General features: G+C 70.9%; 12 protein-coding genes and 2 pseudogenes. 13 read left to right on the top strand and 1 reads right to left on the bottom strand.

The annotated features are described in order from the left end of the window. From GX015_RS00965 to GX015_RS00920, 10 genes and pseudogenes are all read left to right on the top strand, one after another. Positions 1 to 283: pseudogene (locus tag GX015_RS00965) on the top strand (dihydropteroate synthase); the annotation flags it as partial. A 1-nt stretch (position 284) separates the two neighbouring features. After that, entirely contained in the window at positions 285 to 665 is a 381-nt protein-coding gene (folB, locus tag GX015_RS00960) for a dihydroneopterin aldolase (protein ID WP_291342102.1), read from the top strand. Continuing rightward, positions 665 to 1,210 (top strand): 2-amino-4-hydroxy-6-hydroxymethyldihydropteridine diphosphokinase, encoded by a 546-nt coding sequence (gene folK, locus GX015_RS00955; protein WP_291342105.1) that lies wholly within the window; start codon positions 665 to 667, stop codon positions 1,208 to 1,210. Before folB ends, folK begins: the two co-directional genes overlap by 1 nt. A gap of 5 nt (positions 1,211 to 1,215) precedes the next feature. Continuing rightward, complete coding sequence (locus GX015_RS00950; RefSeq protein ID WP_291342104.1) at positions 1,216 to 1,722, top strand: DUF3180 domain-containing protein; 507 nt, start codon at positions 1,216 to 1,218, stop codon at positions 1,720 to 1,722. Beyond that, positions 1,719 to 3,041 (top strand): DUF6779 domain-containing protein, encoded by a 1,323-nt coding sequence (locus GX015_RS00945; RefSeq protein WP_291342100.1) that lies wholly within the window; start codon positions 1,719 to 1,721, stop codon positions 3,039 to 3,041. The genes GX015_RS00950 and GX015_RS00945 overlap by 4 nt, the downstream gene beginning before the upstream one ends. 6 nt (positions 3,042 to 3,047) lie before the next feature. Next, on the top strand, positions 3,048 to 3,953 hold the full coding sequence (locus GX015_RS00940) for a DUF2520 domain-containing protein (RefSeq protein WP_291342098.1): 906 nt from the start codon (positions 3,048 to 3,050) through the stop codon (positions 3,951 to 3,953). Positions 3,954 to 4,058: 105 nt separating this feature from the next. Further along, positions 4,059 to 4,916, top strand: a pseudogene (gene panC, locus GX015_RS00935) (pantoate--beta-alanine ligase); the annotation flags it as partial. Positions 4,917 to 5,266: 350 nt separating this feature from the next. Continuing rightward, positions 5,267 to 5,692: an aspartate 1-decarboxylase gene (gene panD, locus GX015_RS00930; RefSeq protein ID WP_291342096.1), complete on the top strand. Its 426-nt coding sequence runs from the start codon at positions 5,267 to 5,269 to the stop codon at positions 5,690 to 5,692. A 475-nt stretch (positions 5,693 to 6,167) separates the two neighbouring features. After that, entirely contained in the window at positions 6,168 to 6,920 is a 753-nt protein-coding gene (locus GX015_RS00925) for a hypothetical protein (protein WP_291342093.1), read from the top strand. Continuing rightward, positions 6,920 to 7,159: a helix-turn-helix domain-containing protein gene (locus tag GX015_RS00920; RefSeq protein WP_278826930.1), complete on the top strand. Its 240-nt coding sequence runs from the start codon at positions 6,920 to 6,922 to the stop codon at positions 7,157 to 7,159. The genes GX015_RS00925 and GX015_RS00920 overlap by 1 nt, the downstream gene beginning before the upstream one ends. 15 nt (positions 7,160 to 7,174) lie before the next feature. Here GX015_RS00920 and GX015_RS00915 read toward each other — a convergent pair whose 3' ends face one another. After that, a complete protein-coding gene (locus GX015_RS00915) occupies positions 7,175 to 8,842 on the bottom strand; it encodes a dihydroxyacetone kinase subunit DhaK (RefSeq protein WP_291342091.1) in 1,668 nt (555 codons plus the stop codon). A 263-nt stretch (positions 8,843 to 9,105) separates the two neighbouring features. Between GX015_RS00915 and GX015_RS00910 the strand changes: the two genes are divergently transcribed. The 3 genes from GX015_RS00910 to GX015_RS00900 all read left to right on the top strand — a co-directional run. Beyond that, complete coding sequence (locus tag GX015_RS00910) at positions 9,106 to 11,247, top strand: PhoX family phosphatase (protein ID WP_291342103.1); 2,142 nt, start codon at positions 9,106 to 9,108, stop codon at positions 11,245 to 11,247. 152 nt (positions 11,248 to 11,399) lie between these two features. After that, positions 11,400 to 12,458, top strand: coding sequence for a carbohydrate kinase (locus tag GX015_RS00905; RefSeq protein ID WP_291342090.1), 1,059 nt, complete (start codon positions 11,400 to 11,402; stop codon positions 12,456 to 12,458). Positions 12,459 to 12,514: 56 nt separating this feature from the next. After that, a partial coding sequence (locus tag GX015_RS00900; RefSeq protein WP_291342089.1) for an amino acid--tRNA ligase-related protein occupies positions 12,515 to 13,761 on the top strand: 1,247 nt, incomplete at its 3' end.

Genomic DNA, 13,761 nt, shown 5'->3' with positions numbered 1-13,761 from the left:
GGGGGGGGGGAGCCGCAAGCGCTTCACGGCCACCGTCGTCGACGGCGCCCCGCGCGCACCACGAGACGCCGACGACGCGACCGCCGCGATTTCGGCGCTGTCGGCCGCCGCCGGCGCGTGGGCCGTGCGGGTGCACGAGGTCGCCGCCAGCCGCGACGCCGTCCACGTCGCGGCGGCGTGGACCGCGGGCCGCGCGCCCGAGGGAGTCACCGCGGACGGCGATTACCCGGCCGGCGGCGGCAACGAGCCGATGCGGAATGCCGTGCCGGGGGAGGGGAGCTGACGTGGCCGACCGCATCGCCCTGACCGGCCTGAAGGTCCGCGGCAACCACGGCGTCTTCGACCACGAGAAGCGCGACGGCCAGGACTTCAGCTGCGACGTCACCCTGTGGCTGGACTTCGGCGCCGCCGCGGCCAGCGACGATTTGTCGGACACCGTCGATTACGGCGCCGTCGCGCAGACCGCCCACGACGTCATCGCCGGCCCGCCGCGCGACCTCATCGAAACCGTCGCCGTCGAGATCGCCGAAAAGCTCATGGCCGACGACGACGGGGGCCTGCTGCATGCGGTGGAGGTCACCGTCCACAAGCCGCAGGCTCCGATCCCGCTGGAGTTCGGCGACGTCGCCGTCACCGCGCGCAGGTCCCGGAAGACGCGGCGATGATCCGCGCGGTGCTGTCGATCGGCGCGAACCTGGGCGACGCCCGGGCCGCGCTGCGCGGGGTCGCCGACGCCTTCGCCGACGTCACCGTCGCCCGCTCCGCCGTCTTCGCCACGCCGCCGTGGGGAGGCGTCGAGCAGGGCGATTTCCTCAATGCCGTCCTCGTCGTCGAGGTCGACCGGACGCCGCTGGAGCTGCTGCGATTCGGCCAGTCCCTGGAAAACGCCGCCGGCCGCGTCCGCGAGGTCCACTGGGGCCCGCGCACCCTCGACGTCGACGTGGTCCAGGTTCGTTCGCTTGACGACGCTCCGGCCGACGCGTCGACCGCCCCGGGATCGGGATCGGTGGACGCCGAAATCACCTCGGATGACCCGGTGCTGACGCTGCCCCACCCCTTCGCCCGTGAGCGGGCCTTCGTGCTCGTCCCGTGGCTCGACGCCGACCCCGACGCGGTTCTGGGCGGAACACGGGTGGACGAGCTCGTCGCAAAGCTGGATCCGGAGGACGTCGCCGCCGTGCGGCGGGACCCGGGGGGCTGGGGGCCGTGAACCAGATGAAACCGACCTCGCCGGTGTCGCTGATCGTCGCGGCACTGGTCCTGGCGCTGGCCGGGTACCTGCTCTACGGGCGGTTCTACGGCGAGATGGGCGCGCGCAGCTGGTGGGACCTGCTGTTCCCGTGGGTGCTCACGCTCGTCTGCGTCGCCGGGGCGAGGTGGATCCGCACGGCCCTCGACGATGGCCGCATCGGCCAGGACTCCAGCCAGATCCAGCCGTTGACCATGGCGCGGTGGCTGGTCATCGGCACCGCGTCCGCGTGGTTGGGGGCGGTGTTGGCCGGGCTCTACGCCGGTGCGCTGGCGTGGGCGATCCCGAACTGGTCGGAGCTCGCCGCCGCAGCGGGAGACGGGCCCGTGCTCGCCGTAGGCGCCGGAAGCGGGCTGGCGCTGGCCGCCGCCGGAATGTGGCTCGAGCGATCGTGCCAGGTTCCCCCAGATGACGATCCTCCCGCCGCGTCGGGCGGGGAACCCGTGCCGCCGTCGGTAGGCTGGGGAACATGACTCAACCGGAGGATTTCGACGTGGACCGAAACGGGCAGCACCCGGACGTGGCCGAGTCCGGGCACGTCGAGCAGTGGGACGAGGGCGCCGACGCTACGCCGCGCGAGGATCGCCCGACGGCGACGGGCGACGGAGACGCCACCGACAAGGTGGCCACCGCGATGATGGCGGCGCTGATCGCGCTGGCCGTCGTGGCGAGCGTCGTCATGCTGTTCACCGATTCCACCGGGTGGATGAAGATCGCCGTGCTCGCCGGGCTGTGGGCCGCGGTCATCGGCGCGCTGCTGGTCACGAGGTACCGCCGCCAGCTGGCCGCCGAGCGCGAGCGGATCGCCGACCTCGAGGTCATGCACGGCCTCGAGCTCGACCGCGAGCTGGCCACGCACCGCGAGCAGGAGCTCATCCTCGAGCAGAATTACCTCGATTCCCTCGACGCGAAGTCGGACGACACCATCGCGCAGCTGCGCGCGGAGATCATCGCGCTGCGCGAGCACCTCGCCGAGCTGCTGGGTGCGGACCTGGACGAGGAGCGCATCGCGCTGCGCGCCCGGGCCGAACGCCTGCGCGAGCTCGACGCCCCGTCGTCGTCGCCGCTGAAGGACCCCGAGTCGCACCAGCGCCCGAAGCCTCGCGCCACCGCGCACCGCGCCGAGGCCACCGCCAACGGTTCCGTGGGCACTCACACCAACCACGGGCCCCACGGTCTGCACGGTTCGGACGCCGATGACCAGACCGTGCCCGGCGTGCCGGAGGAGTGGGACGAGAACGAGGCCTTCGAGGCCCGCGAGGACGACGGCCGCGAGCCCGTCGACGTGCCCGTCGTGGACAATGGCGTGCCCGGCCATTCCTACGGCGGCGGCTTCAACACCGGGTCGTTCAAGGCCGTGCCGTGGGAGACCCCGGCGGAGGCCGAGGATGACGACGAGCCGGCTGAGGCCGCCGCCGAAACCAAGGCCCAGTACCGCCCCGGCCCCGACGCCGCCGAGTCCCGCCCGACCGCCGTGCTCCCCCGCATCGACGAAGAGGGCGACGAGGAGAGCGGCGAGGAGAGCGGCCGGGAACAGGCGGAGGTCGACCCCGAGACCGCAGGGTTCCCCATCGCCGACGAGCCCGTCGCCCGAGGGGCCCATGCCCCCGACGCAACCCCGGCCGATGCTTCGCAGGCCGACTCCGCCGCGGATTCCGCGGACGATGCCGAGGCCGCCGATGCCGGCCGCCGCTCCCGCCACGGCCGCCGCCGGGCCGAGGACCACGAGGGCGGCCTGACCGTCGCCGAGCTGCTCGCCCAGATGCGAGCGCGCAAGGACTCCGGGGAGTAGCCGGCAGTGCCGGGAGCCCCCCGACTCACCGCCGCGGTCATTTCCGCCGGGGCGGTCGGCACCGCCGTGGGCGAAGCCCTCGCCCGCGCGGGCCACGCCGTCACCGCAGTCGTCGCCCGTTCCGAGGCGTCCCGGGCCCGCGCCGCACTGCGGCTGCCGCAGGCCCGCATCACCGACGTCGTCTCCGCCGCCCGCGACGCCGAACTGATCATCCTCGCCGTGCCCGACCCGGAGCTGCCCGGGGTCGTCGAGCAGATCGTCCCGCACGTCGGGTCCGGGCGCATCGTCGCCCACGTCGCCGGCTCCCGCGGCCGCGCGGTCCTCGACCCCATCGCACTGACCGGCGCGCTGACCATCGCCGCGCACCCGGCCATGACCTTCGCCGGCGTGCCAGACGACACCGATCGCCTCGCGGGCTGCCCGTGGGGCGTCACCGTCGGCGACGAGCTCTCCCGCACCGTGGCCGAACTGCTCATCTCCGAAATCGGCGGCCGGGCCATCCCCATCCCCGAAAGCCGCAGGCCGCTGTACCACGCCGCCATGGCCCACGGCTCCAACCACCTGGGCGCCGTCGTCGCCGACGCCGTCGAACTGCTGGCCCGCGCCATCTCCGACGGCGGCGACCCCGCCGCGTCGCATTCGCCGGGCGCCGCCCGCGAACAGGCCGCCGCCCTCCTCGGCCCCCTGCTCGAAGCGTCGCTGGACAACGCCCTGAAATGGGGCCCGCGCGCCCTGACGGGGCCGGCGGCGCGGGATGACGCGGGCACCGTCGCAAAGCATCTCGGAGTCATCGGCGAGGAACTGCCCCGCGCGACCCCCGCCTACCGCGCGCTCGCCCGGCGCATCGCCGAAATGAAGGGTTCCGCCGACGTCCTGCGCGAACTGGGGGACCACCCCACCGGGGCCGACTAGGATCCGCCGGGGGCGGGGGACTACCGTCTATCGGGAGTTTCCCGGGGAACACCGGGGGGACACGGACGAACGTCAGACGGGCGTTCGCGCAGTTTCGGAGGAAAAGTGAGCGGCTACACCGCCGGAGACATCACCGTCCACGACACCATCGCGGGAATCGCGCAGGTCACGCGCGCATTCCGCAAGACCGGGCGACCCGTCGTGCTCGTGCCCACCATGGGAGCCCTGCACGAGGGGCACCTCGAACTCGTCCGCGCGGCCCAGTCGCTGCCGCGGGCAGTGGTCGTGGCGTCGATCTTCGTCAACCCGCTGCAGTTCGGCGAAGGCGAGGACTTCGAGGCCTACCCGCGCACCCTCGACGACGACGTGGCCAAGCTGAAGGCCGTCGGCTGCGAGCTCGTGTTCGCGCCCAACGCCCGCGAGATGTACCCGAACGGCTTCCGCTCCACCGTGCATCCCGGCCCGCTGGCCGACGAGCTCGAGGGCGCGACGCGGCCCGGGCACTTCGCCGGCGCGCTGACCGTGGTGAACAAGCTGTTCAACATCACCAACTGCACCGACGCGATCTTCGGCGAGAAGGACTTCCAGCAGCTGGCGCTGATGCAGCAGATGGTCACCGACCTGAACATGCCGGTGCAGCTGCACGGCGTGCCCGTCATCCGCGAGGCCGACGGCCTGGCCATGAGCTCCCGCAACCGCTACCTGTCGGCCGACGAGCGCGAGCTGGCCGTCACCCTGTCGGCGGCGCTGACCGCGGGCGCGCACGTCGGCGACCACGGCGCCGAGGCCGTCCTGTCCACCGCGCGGGCCGTGCTGGCCGAGCGGCCCGAGGTCGAGGTCGACTACCTCGAACTCCGCGGCGCAGGCCTCGGCCCCGTTCCCGAGGAGGGCGAGGCGCGGCTGCTCGTGGCGGCGAAGGTCGGCACGACGCGGCTGATCGACAACGTCGGCGTGCTGCTCGGCGACATGCGCGACCGCGAGATCGCCCAGGCCGCGCTGTCCGCCGCCGGCGTCGACGATGCGCCGCTGACCGAGGAGGAGATGGCCGAGCTGAAGAAGCTCAAGGCCCGCGTCGACGAGGTCCGCGCCGAGCGCGAGGCACGCCAGGCGCGCGAGGGCCTGCGGGGCGCCGGTTTCGGGGCGGGGGGAATGGATTCTCGCGCCGATGGCGTTGAGGGTGGTACTGTGCGGCGTCCGGTTTCGGAGGGCGGCAGCGCCGGGACCACCGATTCCGCCACCGACACCGACTCCGACTCCGCCGATTTCGAATCCGACACCCGAGATTCCGGCACTGCGACCGAGGGAGGCCGCTGATGTTCCGCACCATGCTGAAGTCCAAGATCCACCGCGCCACCGTGACGCAGGCGGATCTGCATTACGTCGGTTCCTGCACGATCGACGCCGATCTGATGGAGGCCGCCGATCTGCTCGAGGGCGAGCAGATCGACATCGTAGACATCGACAACGGCAATCGCCTGACCACGTACTGCATCACCGGCGAGCGCGGGTCGGGGATCATCTCGATCAACGGCGCCGCCGCGCGCCTGATTTCGCCCGGCGACCTGGTGATCATCATCGGCTACGGCATGATGTCCGACGAGGAGGCCCGCACCCGCAAGCCGCACGTCATCTTCGTCGACGAGAACAACGCCATCGTCACCGAGGGCGACGACCCCGCGAACGTGCCCGTCGGCTCCGGCTTGTGGGATCCCCGCAAGCCCGACGAGTTCTCGGTCTAGCCGCGCTTTTCGCTTTACGACGCCCGCCGTCCCGCCCTGGACGGCGGGTTTCGTCGTTTCCGCCGCGCGGCGACCGCCGTCCGGGGCGCGAATTACCGCGGTCGGGGAGTCTCGTGCCGTATGGATGCCAACGCCGCGTCGATAAAAGCGTTTCCGCAGGTCGCGAAAAGCGGTGGCACTCATAGGGCACGAAACCCGCGAACCGGCCCCCGCCATCGCCGACGCGGCTTAGTCCCCGTAGCCGCCTTGGGCCGGCGGCGGGCGTTCTTGCGCTGGCCGAGGGTTTGGAGGCTGATTGTGGAAGCTCGGCGGATGAGGTGACCGGCGGGAATGGAAAAACACAACGAAAAACGTTGCGCCACTCGGGCCGGGGCGCTACATTAACGATTATCGATAGGGTATCGAAAATCGTTGGGCCATCGATCATCGATGTGCGGCGAGAGCGGCACCCGCCACCCCAAGGTCCGAGGAGGCCATGATGTCCACCTGGAACGACGATCGGCGACGAGAAGGCGGCGACGCGAACCGGGCGCGCGACGAGTTCAGCGGCGGCCACGCCCGTCCCGGAAACCCCGATTCATTTGACGGAGATCGGGCTGCCTTCAGTGGCGGTCGTGACCAGCGCGAAGCTCCCGACCGCTCCAGTCGCCCCGAGCGCCGCTACCCGAAGCCGATGTCGCCGCGCCGCGAGCGCACCGACATCTACGCGACCGTTTTCGCTCTGGGCCTGGCGGTGTTCCTGCTGCTCGGCTACGCACTGCGCCCACTGATCGGCGGCGAGGGCGTGCCGGCCAAGGTCGCCCGCGTCGCCGACCGGGCCTCGGTCGACAATGGCCGCGCGGTCGCCCGCGAGCTGATCTCCGACGGCGCGGCGAGCTTCCTGTGGGCCGCCCATTGGCTGGGGGTGGCGGCGCTGGTGGTCGTCGTCCTGTGTGGCGCGGGGCTGGCGCGGAACTTCCTGCGCGGCGACTTCTTCACGCTCGGCTCGTACCGCTGGGTGTCGGCGATGTGCTGGGCGCTGATCTTCTACATGTTCGTGCCCGGTTTCGTGGGCATGTTGGGCGGCAACATGGTGCTGCGCGATCTGAATCTGCATTGGATGAGCATCCCGGCGATCGACACGCAGGACTTCATCGTGATGTACGTGCTGGTCATGACGCTGTCGCTCGTCGGCGTGGCCATCCGCCGCGCCAGCGTCCTGGAGCGTGACACGGAGGGCCTGGTCTGATGGTCCCCGCGAATGTGCCCGGCGCCGACGGCCACCGCGTCCGCTGCCACCTCGACCGCCTGCTCGAGGAGCGGGGCCTGACGCTGCGCGCCTTGTCCGACATGGTCGGCATCAGCACCGTGAACCTGTCGGTGATGAAGAACGACAGAGCCAAGGCCGTCCGTTTTTCCACGCTCACGTTGCTTTGCGACGCCTTGGCCTGCACCCCGGGAGATTTGTTCACGGTGGAACCGTCGTAAAGCGAAGACGGGGAGCTATCGGGCGAGTTCCTCGAAGAACCAGCCCATGACCAGTGCGCCCGGATCGGCGACGCCCTTCGCGGCGTCGCCGACGTAGCTCGCGCGGCCCTTACCGGCGACCCGGGCGGCGGTGGCGTCCGCACCTTCGACGGCCTTTTCGGCGGCCCCGGCGAGATCGGCGCCGGACTCGAGGGCCTCGACGGCGGGTGCGATGGCGTCGACCACGGTGCCGTCGCCGACCTTCGCGCCGCCCAGCTCGACGATCGCGTCCAATCCGGCGCGGGCGGCGGCCGCGACATCGGCGTCCGGGATGGACTTCGCGTCACCGGCCGCGGCGCCCATCGTGGCGAAGAACAGGCCGAACACCGCGCCCGACGTGCCGCCCGCGCGGACCAGGTAAGACTCGCCCAGCGAGTGGAGGACGTCACCGACCGTGCCCCGGAGGGGAAGGTCGAAGGGGCCGAGCGCCGCGCGCATGTTCACGCCGAAGTCGCCGTCGCCCGCCTTGCGGTCCAGGGCGGTCAGCTCATCGTGGGCGCCGAGGACGCGTTCGATCCACGCCGAGAGTTCGGGCTGTTTCGGGCCGGAGTCGGCCGCGGGGAGCTCGTCGATCGTGCCGTCCGTGATGTCGGGGACTCCCGCGTAGGGGGCCGGGGCATCCCAGGCGGGGGCGGTGGTGGGGGCGTCGAGCAGGTCGAGGAGGTCGTCGTCGACGCCGAGGACCGTCAGCGAGAACCCCGCCATGTCCCACGCCGTGATGTAGTTGCCGCACATCGTGCGGTCGATGGTCGCGCCCCGGGAGTCGAGTTCGCCGCAGGCCAGGGCCAGGATCGCGCCGAGCTCCAGACCCGCGATGCCGCCGAGGCCATTGGCCAGGACCAGCACCCGCTCCGGGGCGCCGGCGGCGTCGTGGATCTCGGCGATCATCTCGGCGACGGTGTCGGCGATGTCCTCGCGGGTGCGCCGGTCGACGCCGCGCTCGCCGTGGATGCCGACGCCGAACTCGGCCTCGTCCTCCTCGAGGGAGAAGGACTCCTCCGACCCGGGCGTGTGCGCGCCGCTCAGCGACATGGCGATGGAGCGGGCCCTCCTGGCGACGTTGCGGCCCACGTCGGCGACCACGCCGACGTCCGCGCCGCGGGCGGCCGCCGCGCCGCACGCCTTCTCCACGAGAATCGTCGCGCCGGTGCCGCGACGGCCGGGGCCGTCGGAGCCGCCGCCTTCTCCATCGGCACCATCCCCGCCGTCACGGTCGCCCAGGTCCGTGGCGACGTCGTCGCCGACGAGCACGGTCTCCACCCGGATGCCCTCTTCTGCGGCCAACTTCGCGGCCACGCCGAAGTTCATGACGTCGCCCGTGTAGTTCTTCACGATGTGCACCACGCCGGAACCGTCGTCGACTGCCCGGGTGGCCTCGAGGATTTGGCGGGCATTCGGCGAGGTGAAGATGTGCCCCGGGCACACGGCGTGGAGCATGCCCGCGCCGAGAAAACCCGCATGCAGTGGTTCGTGGCCGGAGCCGCCGCCGGAGATCAGGGCGACGCTCTTCTTTCGCGAGCCCCCGTCACCACCGGTCAGCTCGAGGAACCCACGGTCGCGCCAGGCGATGTCGGAGCGCCCGGCGACCATCCCGGCAATTCCCAATCGGTACGGAGTCGTCGCGTCATCGAAGAATGCACCCATGACACGACGGTACGGGCCCGGGACGGATCCGTCAGATGCGTCGGCGGTGTCCGTCGTCAAGCGAAAACGGGGAGCGGAGAACGGGGCCGGCGGAGATGAGGCCCCGCCGATGCAGATGATCACCAACCGTTAACTTCGGCGTCACCCGGGACACACCGGGGGGCCACACGGCGGCCCTAACCTTCTCGGCGACTCGGCCCCCGCGTGCCCCCGTGCGACGGGGCCGACCCCGTGAATCCAGCCGAGAAATGAAGAGGTGCGCCGTGGCGCTGATCCGCAAGAACCTGCTGAAGAACCCGTTCGCGTCTTCCCGCAGCTCCCTGACCTGCACGTACAAGTGCGGCAACGCCTGCCGCGACGACGCCCCCAACGAGTTCGCGACCAACGAGTACTTCGCGGACGTCGCCAAGCGCGCCTACAGCCGCCGCCAGGCCCTCAAGGTCGGCGGCGCGGCGACCGTCGCCTTCGGCGGCGCCTCCCTGCTCGCGGCGTGCACCACCGACGACGGCAACGGCGCCGGCGCGACCACCACCACCGACGGCGGCGAGAACGGCGGCCAGGGCGGCGAGTCGCTCGAGGGCATGCGCTTCTCCGTCGTCGAGCCGAACACCAAGGACGAGGTCGTCATCCCCGAGGGCTACGAGCAGAACGTGCTCATCGCCTGGGGCGACCCGGTCGAGGACGGCGCGCCGGAGTTCGACTTCGAGAAGCAGACCGCCGACGCCCAGATGAAGCAGTTCGGCTTCAACAACGACTTCGCCGGCGTCCTCGACGCCGCCGACGGCACCCTGCTCTACGTCTGCTCGCACGAGTACACCACCGAGCCGATGATGTTCCGCGACTGGGACGTCGAAAAGACCACCGAGGAGCAGGCCAACATCGGCATCGCCGCCCACGGCCACACCGTGCTGGCCGTCGAGGAGGACGACAAGGGCTTCCTCAAGCCCATCAAGGGCCACGCGCTCAACCGCCGCATCACCGGATTCTCCGAGTTCACGGTCTCGGGCCCGGCCGCCGGCCACGAGCTGCTGAAGACCAACGAGGACCCGACGGGAAAGAAGGTCATCGGCACGTTCAACAACTGCGCCGGCGGCATCACCCCGTGGGGCACCATGCTCTCGGGCGAGGAGAACGTCGACCAGTACTTCGGCGGCGTCGACAAGGTCGACGACGAGGAGCTGAAGAACAAGTACTCCCGCTACTCCATCAAGAACGACCTGTCCGACCGCGGCTGGGAGAAGTTCCACGACCGTTTCGACGTCTCCAAGGAGCCGAACGAGCCGAACCGCTTCTACTGGATCGTCGAGATCGACCCGTCCGACCCGGAGTCGACCCCGGTCAAGCACACCGCGCTGGGCCGCTTCAAGCACGAGGCCGGCCAGATCCACGTCACCGACGACGGCACCGTGGTCTGCTACTCGGGCGATGACGAGCGCTTCGAGTACATCTACAAGTTCGTCTCCTCGCGCAAGATCAAGGAGGGGGACATGGCGCACAACATGGGCATCCTCACCGAGGGCACGCTGTACGTGGCCAAGTTCAACGGCAACTCGCCGACCGACCAGATCGACGGCTCCGGCGAGCTGCCCGAGGACGGCGCGTTCGACGGCGAGATCGAGTGGATCCCACTGATGACCGCCAAGGCCGACGGCTCCGGCGAGTCCCACGTCGACGGCATGGACGCCGCCGAGGTCTGCGTTCACACCCGCCTGGCCGGCGACCAGGTCGGCGCGACCCGCATGGACCGCCCGGAGGACATCGAGGCGTCGCCGGTGACCGGCAAGGTCTACGCCGCCCTGACGAACAACAAGTACCGCGGCATGGCGGAGGGCGGCGACCAGGGCGTCCAAGACAACAAGATCGACCAGGAGACCGACGGCGCCGGCCGCCCCTACGAGGGCCCGACCGAGGTCGCCCCGATCACCGAGAACAAGAACGGCCTGGTCCTGGAGATGGACGACGACCACGCCGGCACCAAGGGCACGTGGAACCTGCTGCTCGTCTGCGGTGACCCGGAGGAGGCCTCGACGTACTTCGGCGGATTCGACAAGGAGTCCGTCTCGCCGATCTCCTGCCCGGACAACCTGGCGTTCGACGAGTACGGCAACCTGTGGATCTCCACCGACGGCAACGCGCTCGACTCCAACGACGGCCTCTACGCCGTCGCCGTCGAGGGCGAGCGCCGCGGCGAGGTCAAGTGCTTCCTCACCGTCCCGGTCGGCGCCGAGACCTGCGGCCCCATCGTCGAGGGCAACCGCGTCATGGTCAACGTCCAGCACCCGGGCGAGGACGACGACGCCACCCCCGAGAACCCGATCTCCAACTGGCCCGACGGCGGCGACGCCCAGCCCCGCCCCGCCGTCGTCCAGGTGGTGCGGGCCGACGGCGGCAAGATCGGCGCGTAGCCCCGTAGCCCCGTAGCCCCGTAGCCGGTAGCCGGTAGCCCGTCGCCGGTGGCCCATCGCCCCCTAGCTTGGTAGCCCGTTGCCGGTGGCCCGCGACCGATCGGCCCGACGTTTTCCCGGCCATCCGGCCCCGCCTTCTTTAAGGTGGGGGCATGATCGTCGTGGGCGGAGAAATGTTGGTGGACCTCGTGCCCGTCCCGGGGGCGGGTAGAGGGTCGGGGCCAGCGCCGGGCGGCTCCGGCGCGTCCGATGCGCCAGGTGGATCCGGCGCGCCCGATGCGGCGGGCCCGGATCTGCGCCCGCATTTGGGCGGTGGCCCGTTCAACGTAGCCATCACCGCCGGCCGGCAGGGTGCGGACGTCGCGTTCCTGTCCCGCTTGTCCACCGACGCCTACGGTCGCGCCGGGCTGGCGAGGCTGGCGGAATCGGGGGTCGACACCTCTCTCGTGCAGTCGGGCGATGAGCCCACGACCCTCGCCGTCACCCAGCTGGCCGCGGATGGTTCGGCCACTTTCGATTTCCATTGGGCGGGTTCGGCCGATCGCCTCGTCGCCGATCCGGGTCCGCTCGAGGCGGACGTCGTCTGCCTGGGCACGTGCTCGCTTGTGTTCGAGCCGGGCGCGACCGTCTACGAGACGGTGTTGTTCCGCGAGGCCGACCGCGGCCGCGCCGTCGCGCTGGACCCGAATATCCGCCCGGCGATCATCGCCGACCCGGCCGCGTACCGGGAGCGTTTCCGGACGTGGCTGCCGCATCTCGCCGTACTCAAGCTTTCCGACGCCGACCTCACCTGGCTTTACGACGACCCCCGCGCCGACATCCGCCGCATCTGTTCGGATATTTCCGCGGAGACCGGCTGCGCGGTGATCCTCACGGAAGGCGCCGGCGGGGCGACCGCGTTCACGGCGCGGGGCGAGATCTCGGCTGCGGCGCCGCAGGTGGAGGTCGCCGACACCATTGGGGCGGGGGACACCGTGATGGGCACCATCGTCACCGAAATCGACGCGCGCCTCGGGGCCGCCGGTGCCGCCGCTGACGGATCCGGCGATCCGGTCGCTCACGGGGCCGACGGTGCGGCCGCCCCCGCCGACGTCGTCCGGTCCTGGGGGCCGGAGCAGTGGGGCCCGATCCTGGAACGGGCGGTGCGCGCGGCCGCGATCACGGTGTCGCGGCCCGGGGCGAATCCGCCGTACGCCTTCGAACTCGGATAAGCCCGGGCCAACGCCGGATCACGGCGTCGGCAAGCGGTGGGCTACCCTAAGGAACCGTGACTGACGCGAAGAACACCGCCCCGCAGGCCGCCCCGAAGAAGCAGGAGCAGGCCACCGACCTCCCCGAACAGCTGCGCATCCGCCGCGACAAGCGCGCCAAGCTGATCGCGGAGGGCGGCGAGGCGTACCCGGTGGAGGTGCCCCGCACCCACACGCTGGCGCAGGTCCGCGAGCAGTGGGGCCACCTGGAAGCGGGGGAGGAGACGCAGGACGTCGTCACCGTCGTCGGCCGCGTCATTTTCGTGCGCAACACCGGCAAGCTGTGCTTCGCGACGCTGCAGGAAGGCGACGGCACGCAGCTGCAGGGCATGCTCAGCCTCAAGGAGGTCGGCGAGGACGCGCTGGCGGCGTGGAAGTCCGACGTCGACCTCGGCGACTTCGTCATCCTCACCGGCCGCGTCATCTCCTCCCGCCGCGGCGAGCTGTCCGTGATGGTGACCGAATGGTCGATGGCGTCGAAGTCCCTGCGTCCGCTGCCCTTCGCGCACTCGGACCTCAGCGAGGATCAGCGCGTCCGCCACCGCTACACCGACCTCATCATGCGCCCGGAGGCGCGGAAGAACGCCGTGACCCGCATCAAGGTCATCCGCGAGCTGCGCAACGCGCTCGAACGCCGCGGCTTCCTCGAGGTCGAGACCCCCATGCTGCAGACCCTGCACGGCGGCGCGGCGGCCCGGCCCTTCGTCACCCACTCCAACGCCCTCGACCTGGACCTTTACCTGCGCATCGCGCCGGAGCTGTACCTCAAGCGCTGCGTCGTCGGCGGCATGGAGAAGGTCTTCGAAATCAACCGCAACTTCCGCAACGAGGGCATCGACTCCTCGCACTCGCCGGAATTCGCGATGCTGGAGTACTACCAGGCCTACGGCACGTACGACGACTCCGCCCGCGACATCCGCGAGATGATCCAGGAAGTGTGCGAGGCCGTCTTCGGCTCGACGACCGTCACCCTGGCCGACGGCACCGAATTCGACTTCGGCGGCGAATGGCGTCAGATGGAGATGTACCCCTCCCTCAACGAGGCGCTGGCCCGCAAGTTCCCCGGCCAGCCCGAAGTGACCATCGACTCGACGGTCGAGGAGCTCACCGCCATCGCCGACGCCATCGGCCTGGAGGTCCCGGCCAATGCCGGCTGGGGCCACGGCAAGCTCGTCGAGGAGATCTGGGAGTTGCTTTGCGGGGACCAGCTCGACGGCCCCGTCTTCGTCCGCGACTTCCCGGTGGAGACCTCCCCGCTGGTGCG

Source organism: Corynebacterium sp. (genome assembly GCF_012837295.1).
In the GTDB taxonomy this organism is placed as follows: Bacteria; Actinomycetota; Actinomycetes; order Mycobacteriales; family Mycobacteriaceae; genus Corynebacterium.
Note: the sequence above shows the minus strand (reverse complement) of the source record. Positions and strands in the feature narration are given on the sequence as shown.